General features: G+C 63.1%; 11 protein-coding genes. All 11 read right to left on the bottom strand.

What is annotated here, in order from left to right; all coding sequences use genetic code 11:
• Position 1: 1 nt before the first annotated feature.
• Positions 2–1,240 carry a DNA circularization protein gene (locus tag KSS97_RS22975; protein WP_217860218.1) on the bottom strand — a complete coding sequence of 413 codons (1,239 nt, stop codon included), beginning with the start codon at positions 1,238–1,240 and terminating at the stop codon, positions 2–4.
• The gene (locus KSS97_RS22980) at positions 1,227–2,705 is read right to left on the bottom strand and encodes a phage tail tape measure protein (RefSeq protein ID WP_217860219.1); all 1,479 of its coding nucleotides are present in this window, start codon (positions 2,703–2,705) and stop codon (positions 1,227–1,229) included. The genes KSS97_RS22975 and KSS97_RS22980 overlap by 14 nt, the downstream gene beginning before the upstream one ends.
• Before the next feature lie 130 nt (positions 2,706–2,835).
• Entirely contained in the window at positions 2,836–3,132 is a 297-nt protein-coding gene (locus KSS97_RS22985) for a phage tail assembly protein (RefSeq protein WP_045155211.1), read from the bottom strand.
• Entirely contained in the window at positions 3,129–3,476 is a 348-nt protein-coding gene (locus KSS97_RS22990) for a phage tail tube protein (protein ID WP_217860220.1), read from the bottom strand. Before KSS97_RS22990 ends, KSS97_RS22985 begins: the two co-directional genes overlap by 4 nt.
• 66 nt (positions 3,477–3,542) lie before the next feature.
• Complete coding sequence (locus KSS97_RS22995) at positions 3,543–5,039, bottom strand: phage tail sheath subtilisin-like domain-containing protein (RefSeq protein ID WP_217860221.1); 1,497 nt, start codon at positions 5,037–5,039, stop codon at positions 3,543–3,545.
• On the bottom strand, positions 5,039–5,221 hold the full coding sequence (locus KSS97_RS23000) for a DUF2635 domain-containing protein (protein ID WP_003198311.1): 183 nt from the start codon (positions 5,219–5,221) through the stop codon (positions 5,039–5,041). Before KSS97_RS23000 ends, KSS97_RS22995 begins: the two co-directional genes overlap by 1 nt.
• A complete protein-coding gene (locus tag KSS97_RS23005) occupies positions 5,218–5,802 on the bottom strand; it encodes a phage tail terminator protein (protein ID WP_217860222.1) in 585 nt (194 codons plus the stop codon). Before KSS97_RS23005 ends, KSS97_RS23000 begins: the two co-directional genes overlap by 4 nt.
• A gap of 282 nt (positions 5,803–6,084) precedes the next feature.
• Positions 6,085–7,101: a contractile injection system protein, VgrG/Pvc8 family gene (locus tag KSS97_RS23010; protein ID WP_198796365.1), complete on the bottom strand. Its 1,017-nt coding sequence runs from the start codon at positions 7,099–7,101 to the stop codon at positions 6,085–6,087.
• 9 nt (positions 7,102–7,110) lie between these two features.
• On the bottom strand, positions 7,111–7,323 hold the full coding sequence (locus KSS97_RS23015; RefSeq protein ID WP_198796364.1) for a tail protein X: 213 nt from the start codon (positions 7,321–7,323) through the stop codon (positions 7,111–7,113).
• Complete coding sequence (locus KSS97_RS23020) at positions 7,316–7,699, bottom strand: phage tail protein (RefSeq protein WP_030139446.1); 384 nt, start codon at positions 7,697–7,699, stop codon at positions 7,316–7,318. The genes KSS97_RS23015 and KSS97_RS23020 overlap by 8 nt, the downstream gene beginning before the upstream one ends.
• Positions 7,699–9,621: a phage tail tape measure protein gene (locus tag KSS97_RS23025; RefSeq protein ID WP_225936135.1), complete on the bottom strand. Its 1,923-nt coding sequence runs from the start codon at positions 9,619–9,621 to the stop codon at positions 7,699–7,701. Before KSS97_RS23025 ends, KSS97_RS23020 begins: the two co-directional genes overlap by 1 nt.
• Positions 9,622–9,630 lie beyond the last annotated feature (9 nt).

Genomic DNA, 9,630 nt, shown 5'->3' on the forward strand with positions numbered 1-9,630 from the left:
CTTACTCCCCCGAGACTTTCAAATCGTTGGGCGGCAGGAAACCGGGATGGGCGACGCCGTTACGCTGGGTCACTTCCGTCACCCGTGTGGCATCGGCGAATTGCTGGTACGCCACCACCAGCGCCGGCAGGCTTTGCTTGAATGACAGGTTGATCAACCTCACGCCCGAAGACGCCACCGCCGTCAGGTGCGCAGCCATTTGCTGACGCAGATTGTTCATCGCCTGGTAGTGCTGCGGATCAGCCTTGAGGGAAGCCTGCCAGATCGCATCGTTGAGGGCGTCGCGCAGGGCCAGCACGTCGTCGGCGACCGGCACGTCCCGGCGCTGGACCGGTTGCACGGCCTGTTGCGCCACCGACGGCGTGGCGCCCAACTTGACTGCGGGCGCCGCCACCGGCATCGCCGCAATCCATTGCGCGACCTGCACCAACAGCGTGTCCTGGACCAGATCGGCTACGGCCTGGGCCGCCGCCGTGGTGTCCTTGCCGGTGGTGAGCTTGGGCGCGTCAGCCTTGCGAATGGCCTCCACCTGTTGCGACACGCTGGCAATCACGCCGCGGTAGCCGTCACGGGCGAAGTCCTTCAGTTCGCGGATGTCACCGAGCAGTCCCTTGAATTCGGCCGCCACTTCCTTGGGCAGCTCTTTCACCGCCTTGACCAGATCGCTGAGTTGCCGATAGGTCTCAATCAACGGCTTGAGCTCCTGCTCAATCACCCCGTAGATGTCCTTGAGGCTGTTGCGCAGGTCAGCGATGCCGATCCGTGCAGCCTTGATCAAGGTCATGGCGTCTTCGAAGCGCCGCACCGCCGAACCGAGGAAGCTGTCGGCCGAGACCAGCAGCAGTTTCTGGCTGTTGATCGTGGCCGAGGGGAATTGCAGCGGTTGGTCGGGGTAGAACTTCAGGGCGAACGTCACCAGCCCGCCGTCCTGGCGGGTCTGGGTCATGTCGCACTCGCCGACCTTGACTTGCAGGCGGCCCAGCCACGGGTGCACCAGTTCGCCGCTGCCCTGCTCCAAGGCCTTGAGCAGTTTGTCGCGCTGCTCCAGGCAATCGGGGCCAACGATGAACGCGGTCAGCTCATGAATCTTCGCCTGCTGCCCAAGGCCCTCGAAAAAGGGCTGGTCGCGCTGTGGATATTCATGCAGTTGGCCTTTGTGGCCGACCGGGGTTTTCGCCTGGTCGACCCAGAACCCGACGCCACGAAACGACGCCGGCAACAAACGATCACGCCAGCTCATTGGAGCCTCCTGTGGAAAGTGAGCGATAGCCGACGCGCGAACTCACCGCCAGGGCCGGTTGATTGGTCTGGGGCGGATCGGCTCGCAGCCCGGCCGGCGCGTTTTCGAAACGCACGGTCAGGCCGCCTTCGAGTTGCGTGCGGTTGTTGGCGGCGCTCTGTTGCACGAGGTTGCTGGAGGTTTGCGGCAACGTTCCAGGCGCCAGCTCACCCTTGCCTTCGGCGTTGGTGACGCGCTGCGCCTCGGTCAATCCTTCGACCTTGGCGGTGAACGAGGTGATCATCTCGCCGAAGCCTCCGTTTAAAAACGCCTTGATCGGCGCGATCACCGCCTGCAGCTCGCTCCACCACTGGCTGAACCACTCGCCCACCGGCCCCCACTGCTTGGTCAGGCCTTCGATGGGCGACCAGTCGAACAGGCCGCTGAACACCGCCAGCATGATCGACACCTGGTTGCGGATGCCTTCCCAGATGCCGGCGAAGACCTCGCCGATCGTGCCCCAGTTAGCCATGATCAATCCCAGCGGCGTCCAGTCGAACAGGCCTTTGAGGGCGTCCATCACTGGCACGGTCAAGGCTTTGAGCAGATCCCAGATCGCCGCGAACAGCCCTGTCAGGGGCGTCCAGTTGGCAACGATCAAACCCAAGGGTGACCAGGCGAACAGCGTCTGCATGAAACCGATGACCGGCGTTGCCGCCGCCACGATCACATTCCAGAGCGCGCCGAAAAAGCTGCTGATCGGCCCCCAGTTGCTGATCACCTGCCCCATCGGGGTGTAGGCGAACATCGTCTTGAAGAACTCGACCATCGGCAACACGATCGGCGCGAGCCGTTGCCAGAGCCCGGCAAAGAATGCCGAGATCGGCGTCCAATGGGCGATGATCATCCCGGCCGCCAAGGCGATGCCCATGGCAATCAAGCTGATGGGGTTCATCTTCATCGCCAGGCTGACCACTTCCATGGCCTGGCTCGCACCGCTGACCGCGGTCTGCATCGCGTTGAACGCGACAACGCCCGTCGCCAGGCCCTGGACCAGTTGCGGATTGTCCTGCAGCACCTGGGCCACGCTGCTGATCATCGGCTGCAAACCGACCGCCACCGCGTTGACCGCAGGCCCCAGCGCCGAACCGAATTGCACCGACACGTTGCTGATGGAAGTCTTCAATCCATCCAGATTCTGTGCCGCTACACGAGGCGCTTCAGACGCCTGGACGGCATTGGCCGCCACGCTCGCTGCGCCCGCTTCGTCCTTGAAGGCCAGCGCCGACTTGAGCCCGTCCATGAACGGTTGGGCCAGGCCACCGCTGGGCAGCAGACCGGAGATATCCAGGCTGCCCAACCCCGTGGCATCAAGGTTCTGCTTGAAACCCGCGACCTTTGCACGAAGGCTCGCGAGCTTGGGTGACAGCTCGTCGATGCCCGTCAGCAGCACCGCTTTTTTCTCTACCTTTTCTGTGTCTGCCATCACTGCACCTGCTGCATCGCATTGATCCGTTGCGCGTGCTCCAACGATTCACGGAGCACGTCCAGTGGCCTGGCCATCATCTGTTCGGGGTCAACCTTCCAGAACCAGGCCAGGTCATAGGCGGCGGCGATCAGGTCGCCGATGGTTGCGACGCCGCACTCATGAAAAAACTCGCGACGGCCCAGCTCAAGGCATTGAGGTCAGCCAGGTCCAACTGGTTGACCGACGACGGCGGGATGCCGGCGCACACCGCGATGTATTTGGCCGCGACGTCCATGTCCAGGCTCACCTCCTCGCTCTTGTCGATCTTGTACGGCAGCGCCTTGATCGCCCGGACTTCCTGCACCGTCGGACGGCGCAGGGTCAGCTCGCTCAATGGCTCGCCGTGGGCCTCGATGGCCACGCGCAAGGTCACGACGTCAGTCATTGCCAGGTCCCCTTGATGCCTTCGAATTTCAGCTCGATGGTGGCGTCGTCGCCCTTGGAAACCGGCTCCTCCACCAGGTAGGCGCCGGCCAGCACGTAGACCCTGCCGTTGTTGAATTCGCAGGTGACGGTCATGTCCGTGCCGGCCACCAGTTGCTTGAGCGGGAAGTCCGCGGTGTGCAGCGCCGTCACCTTGAAGGACGGGGCAATGTCGGTTTCCTTGTAGAAACCCGGTACGACGGTTTCGCGTTTGGTGAACATCAGTGGCGCTTCGCAGCCGCCGTTGATGGTCAGTTGAGCGCCGTCCACTTTGACGTAGCAGGTGCCCGCAATCAGTTGACCCATGGTGTTTCTCCCTTCAAATAAAAAGCCCACGCGAGGTGGGCTGAATCAAGCAATTGAGCATCACTGTCAGGCAGCGGCGTCGTATTGCAGGCGGAATTGGTTGAGCAGCGCGAACACCCGCAGGCCGTTGATGTAGTCCGGCGGGAACAGCACGTTGACCCGGCTCGGATCCTGGCTGTCGCGCTCGACCACCAGGTGCTCGGCGAACAGCTCGGCGTTCTCCACATGGCCTTCCAGTTCGAGCTTGGCATACTGGGCGATCAGCTCGCCGCGGATCGTGCTCGGGGTCACGATGGGCTGGCCGGCGCCGAAACGGGTGCCGTCCGAGGCCAGTTTGTGGCGACCGTACTTGCTGGTGATCACGCTTTGCAGGCGGCGAACGATGAACGCCGACTGGTGCAGGGTTTCACTGTCCAGGTAGGAGTTGTCAGCCTGGCCGAAAGCGTTCTTCTGATACGTGGTGATGGAACGCTGGATGCGTACATAGCCACCTTCGTAGTACGCCGTGGCAATGCCGTAGTTGAGCAGCGACTGGCGCTCGGTCAGGGTGAAGCGTTCGCTGGCCGGTGCCGGGTCCAAGCCTGGCAGGCTGCCGCTCTGGGTCGGACGGCTGGCGTCGGCGGAGATGAACACCGCCGTGCGCGCAGCCAACGCAGCGGCCTGGACCCAGAACGGTTGCGGTACGCCCAGCTCCAGCGCCTGGATCGTCATGTGCTGGTCGTTGCGCGCCTGACCGGCGGCGACCAGGGTGCCGAGGGTGCCGCGCTTGGCACTGTAGACATGGCCGAATAACTGCTTGGCCCAGGACCAGCGACCGGTGCTGTCGTCCATGACCGCTTGCCAGGTGTTGAGGCTCGCTACATCGGACCAGGGCATGGCGATGAATTCAAAAGGCTCGTCGCCCAGGGCCGCGACGGCGGCGGTCTGGTCCGGTACACCGGCGCCGCCGGTCATCGCGGTGATGGCGGTGGTCAGCCCCGCCGGGGTGTCTTCGCCATTGCTCTTGCCCAGGCGATTGAATTGCAGGCTGATGTCGTTGCCGCTGTCGCCGGTCCATTTGGCGCTGAGGGTCACAACACCTTCGGCGGCCGCAGCGGTCACCGGCAGGTCGGCGGCAGCGTTGATTTTCAATGCCAGCGCAGTGGCGGCCTGGGCTGCCGTGGCGCCGTTGACGATGGCGGCCTGGACGCGCACACCGCCGACGTACAGGTTGAGCAGGCCGCTTTCAGTCGCGGCGCCGGTGAAGGTCAGCACGCCCTTGGCGATGGAACCCTCGATATTGTGCAGCGGCAGGCACCAGATCTCACCGAGCGGGTCGGTCTTGCGCCAGGTCTCGTACATCGAGGCGAGCATCGAGCCCTGCCCGCCGATGCTCTTGGCCAGCGCGACGCTGGACACCAGCGCCAGCTTGCCGACCTCGGCCGGCGCAACGTTGTCGTTGACCTGGGCGACGATCAACCGGCGCATGGCCGACGACGCGCTATTGGCGGCCGAGTTGTCCATTTCGGCGTAGAACAGCGGAACACGAATGTCCGCAGGAATGTTGCTGAATCCGATCGCCATTATTTGGCTCCCTGTGGTTTTGCCGCTTTCACGGCTTTGGTAGTGATATCGCCATCGGCCAGACGTCGACGCCACCAGGCGTTGTCGGGCACTTCACGGCCCTCGAGGGGCAACAGATCGCCCGCTTCCGGGTCCGGTACGGCACGGCCCGGGGCCGGCAGCACGGTGATGCGTTTGCTCATGGGGTTACGTCTCCAGAGAAAGTCAGTTCCACGCGCCCGTCGGGGCCGGGATGTTTCAGATTGGGGTCCGCCGGGTCGATGGCATCGACCCGCACGGTGGCCCCGGTAAAGGACGACAAGCCGTCCAGTTCACGCTCGTGCCAGCTTTCGGCAGGCTGGCTCGCCAGATTGCGGCCCAGCTGGAACTCGGCGGAAAAACGCAGCCGGTACGAGACGCGGCTGCTATTGCCGGAAACCAGTTCGCTGCCGTCGTATTCGATGCCGCTGTACTCGGCGCCCGGCTTGAAACCCACCAGTGCACGCCACAGTTCGGCCCGCAGGTCGTGCAACAGATCCAGCGCTTTTGTCGCGTCAGTGGCGTCTAGCACCAGCACCACATCGAAACGGTCGCGTACCGCTTGCAGCGTGACGTTCTGTGCCGCGTTCTTGCTGGCGATGTCGGCGGTGGGCAGGACATAGGCGCAGGGGGGTTGCAGCGGGGCCTCGGCTTGCAGCGTGGCAAGATCGAAGCCTGCGGCCACGCGGAGGCCGAGCGTGGGGCATTGCTCACGCAACTGCGTGAGGATCGGGGTGATCTTCATGGAGGAATTCCAGTTGTAGAGAAGATGCAGTCGAGGAAGACCTGTGGGAGCGAGCTTGCTCGCGATTGCGGTGGGTCAGGCGGCAGAGATGTTGAATGTCACACCGCCATCGCGAGCAGGCTCGCTCCCACAGGAGGACTCGGTTGGGCGCAGGGATATGTGCAATGCTGAACAAAACTGTGGGAGCGAGCTTGCTCGCGAAAGCGGTGGGTCAGGCAGCATTGATGTTGGATGTGCTGGCGTCTTCGCGAGCAAGCCCGCTCCCACAGGGGGGTGGTGGGGTCAGGCCTTGGTATCCAGGCGGGTCGCGTGAATCAAGCAGCGATAGCTTTTTTCCCGGTCGCCACTGGCGGTGACCTTGTCGATCGACCAGCGACCGCGCATGAAATCCGGCCAGGAGGGATCCAGCAATACGATGCCCTCGGCGGACAGCCCAGGGTTGCCAGGGCACTCGATGTCCACCTTGAGCGCTTCGCGCTCCATCCGGCGCACCTCGCCTTCAGCGGCGGCGCGGGCGTCGTCGGCGCTCTGGAAGCGCTGGCGCAGGGTCTTGAACGGCGCGATGCCGCTCTCCTCGACCTGCAGCTTGCCGGCCGCCGCATCCCACCAACGGGTCTTGCAGCCCTGGTACTTGGCTCGGGCGGTTTCATCAAACTTCGCCGAAATGAAGGCGTGGTCGCCTGGGCGATTGTTGGTCGTCACCGACAGTTTCATCTCGGGCAGAACCTTGCCCGACAGCGACTTCGCCTGGCCGCGCCGGGCCAGCACATACAGCTCGTTGACGGGTTTGGCGACCGCGTCATAACGGTGAGCCAGGCGCGTCAGAAACCCCATGTCGGTTTCGTTGGTCTGGTCGATGTGCTCGATTTTGATCAACGACAGGTCCGGCGCCACCCGGGGGGAAAACCCGTGCCGGGAAGTCAGCTGACGAAACAGCGCTCCCAGGGTCGTCGGGCCATGGCTGACGGATCGGCGTTGCTTGAACCCGGTCTGGTCCGCGGCACTGAACGGCGCCGCCATGGCCGCCAGCACGAGTTGCAGGGGAAACAGGAACGGTGTGCGCCGAGTGATGACGAACTCGCCTTTGTCCACCAGACCCGACTCCAGATAACCGACCCGCAGGCCAATCTTGCCGCCCAGGCTGGGCAACCCTTCCAGACCGTCCAGGCTGATGGTGAGCGTCAGCTGATCGGACTCGATCCCCGCCGCATCGACATGCTCCCATTTGAGCAGGCGTTCGTTGAGCAGCGCAGCGTTTGCGCCATAAATTTCCACCGCAGGCGTGAAACCCAATGACATGTCGCCTCCTTAATCCCAGGCCGAAACCGGAAGCGATGCCACCGGCTTGAGGTCCACTTCCGGCAGGACCACCCATACGCCCGCGGGCAATACCGGGCTCCATTCCGCCAACCCTGGATTGAGCAGCCAGAGCGCTTCTTCAACGGCGTCATCACACCGCCCAAGCTCGCGGTACAGCAACAGATTCACCGAGTCACCGGCGATACTTCGAACCCTACGCATTGGCGAACTCCGTCAAAACAACCACCCAGCCGACCACCATCGCCGTACCGTCATCAATGATCTCGGTCTGGGTTTCGGTGACATCATTGATTCGCCACCGGCCCCAGTTGCGGCCAATGCCATCGACCAACGGCAAAGGGATGCGCAGGGCTTGCAGCGCCCGCAACTCATCGAGGCGATCCATGGCGGTTGCGTACATCGATTTGCCGGTGATCGTCAGCCCTTGCAGGCCTTGGCCGACCTGGCTGGACTTGGGTTTGCCGGTGAGGATGTCGATGTTTTTCCAGCCACCGTCCGAGGTGTGCACCAGTTGGTGGTACGCAAAATTTCTCGACAGGCCAAAGATGAAACTGCCGAGGGCCATTTGTTGACGCATCACGTACCTCCGTCGGTCAGGGCCGCGTCACTGCGCATGGCGAGTGAGTTGGGCATGGTCATCAAGCCGAATTGGCCCGAGAGCTGCTGCACGACCAGGTTCGCCAGCTGACTTGCGCTGGCTTGGTCTTGGCCGTTGATGTAGATATTTGCGGTCATGGTGTTCTGCTGTTGGTTGGCCTGGGCGCTGGTCAATTCTTTCGTCACCGCCTCCGGAGCCTCGAGCCGATCGGAAGGAGACGCCAGTTGCTCACCCAGCCACGAACCGGCCATGCCGCCAACAAAACCGCCGATTGCGGTGCCGATTCCAGGCAGAAGGAACGACCCGATCGCCGCCCCAACGACCGTTCCGGTCATCTGGCCGACGGCACCTCCAACGGCCTTGTCATCGCCGTCGCGCAATCCTTTGTAGGCATCGTATCCGGCACTGACCACCATTAGCGGTGCCGCTGCTTTGCTGACCAGGGGTTGGGCCTTGGCCACGGCTCCCAACAAACGGCTCGCCGTACCGGCGGGCCTGGTCCTGGTCACGCGGGGCGCTCCTTTTTTGCCGCCCTTGCCCTTGCGGGTACCGTCATCAGCGTCGGCGATTACATCCCCCACGCTTTCTGGCAGGCGAGCGGCGGTCTGGTCCAGGACCTTTTTACCCACTCTCGAAAGCCCCTCCGACAACACAGCGTTGCCAAGCAGCGCCACTAGAGATGCGACGGCCGCAACGGCAAGCGCAACGCCCGCTGCGGCCTTCGGCGACGCTTCTGCCAGCGAACTCAAACCGCCCGTCACCGTGTCGAGGGAGGCCGTCAAACCGTCGTCCACCGGCATCAGCGCATTGCCAACCGCCGAGGACAGACGCGTCTGATTCGCCTGATGAGCGTTCCATCGTCCTTGTGAGGTCTGGCCAAGCGTTTCGGCGGTTTTGGCAACGGAGCCGTCGTACTTTGGCAACGCTCCGTCGGTGGTCCGTTCGGACACCAGCGCAAAGGCCTTTTGGGTGTCTTGCGGTTTTTTCAGCAGCTCAAGAATCGCGGTGTTATCGCCAAACAGAACCTTGGTCAGCGACTGCTGCTCGTCGGCAGGTTTTTTCTTCAGTGCTTCAAGCACCAGGGTGATGGTTCCCGATGCGTCCGTACGCAGACCGTCGGCCACCATCGCCGGATTGAACCTGGGGTCCAGCTCGGTCCAGGCCTGACGCTGCTGCGGTGAGGCTGCATTCCCCTTGGCCAACACCGTGGTGAACACTTTCAAAGCCTCACCGGCGCCAGCCTTGTCCACGCCGCTGTTCAGGAACGCCGCCGCGAGGGCCGCCACCTGCTCCGGGGTCATTCCCGCGCCGATGCCAGCCTCGCCACCACGTTGCATGACCGAGCCAATGTCGGCCGCTTTGACATTCAGGCCACTGTTGCCCAAGTGGTTGGTCGCATCCGCCAGGCTCAGGCTTTGTCCCCGGTCCAGCTCCATCGCCGTGCGCCAGGCCAACAACATCTCGCTGGCAGCCTTGACATCAAGACCGAACGCCGACGCCATGACCGCGCTGTCGCGAGTAAAACTCAGCAACTCGTCCTGTTTCTTGGCTGGGTCGAGGCCACTCCCGATACCTGCTTTCGCCGCTGCCAATTCGACCTGCGCCAGCTGCACCGCTGTCGCCCCGCTGGGTGCCACCTGTTTTTCGCTGGCCATCTTCAGGTTGGCGATCGCCATGCCGGAGAGCTGATCCTTGCTCAGTTTCGCCACCAGATTGAGCTCAACCATCGCCAACTCCAAGGCTATGGAAGATTTGCGTCGATAAGGCGGTACGCTTTGTTCAACCTCGGCCTTTAACTTGGATTTCGGCTCGCTGCTGGACGCCGCCGCCGAACCATTTGCCTTGAGCAGCGATTGCTGCTGTGACAGGGCAACGTTCAGCAATGTCAGCGTTTCTCGCAACTTGACCTG

Origin of the sequence: Pseudomonas alvandae (assembly GCF_019141525.1) — a bacterium.
Taxonomy (GTDB): Bacteria; Pseudomonadota; Gammaproteobacteria; order Pseudomonadales; family Pseudomonadaceae; genus Aquipseudomonas; species Aquipseudomonas alvandae.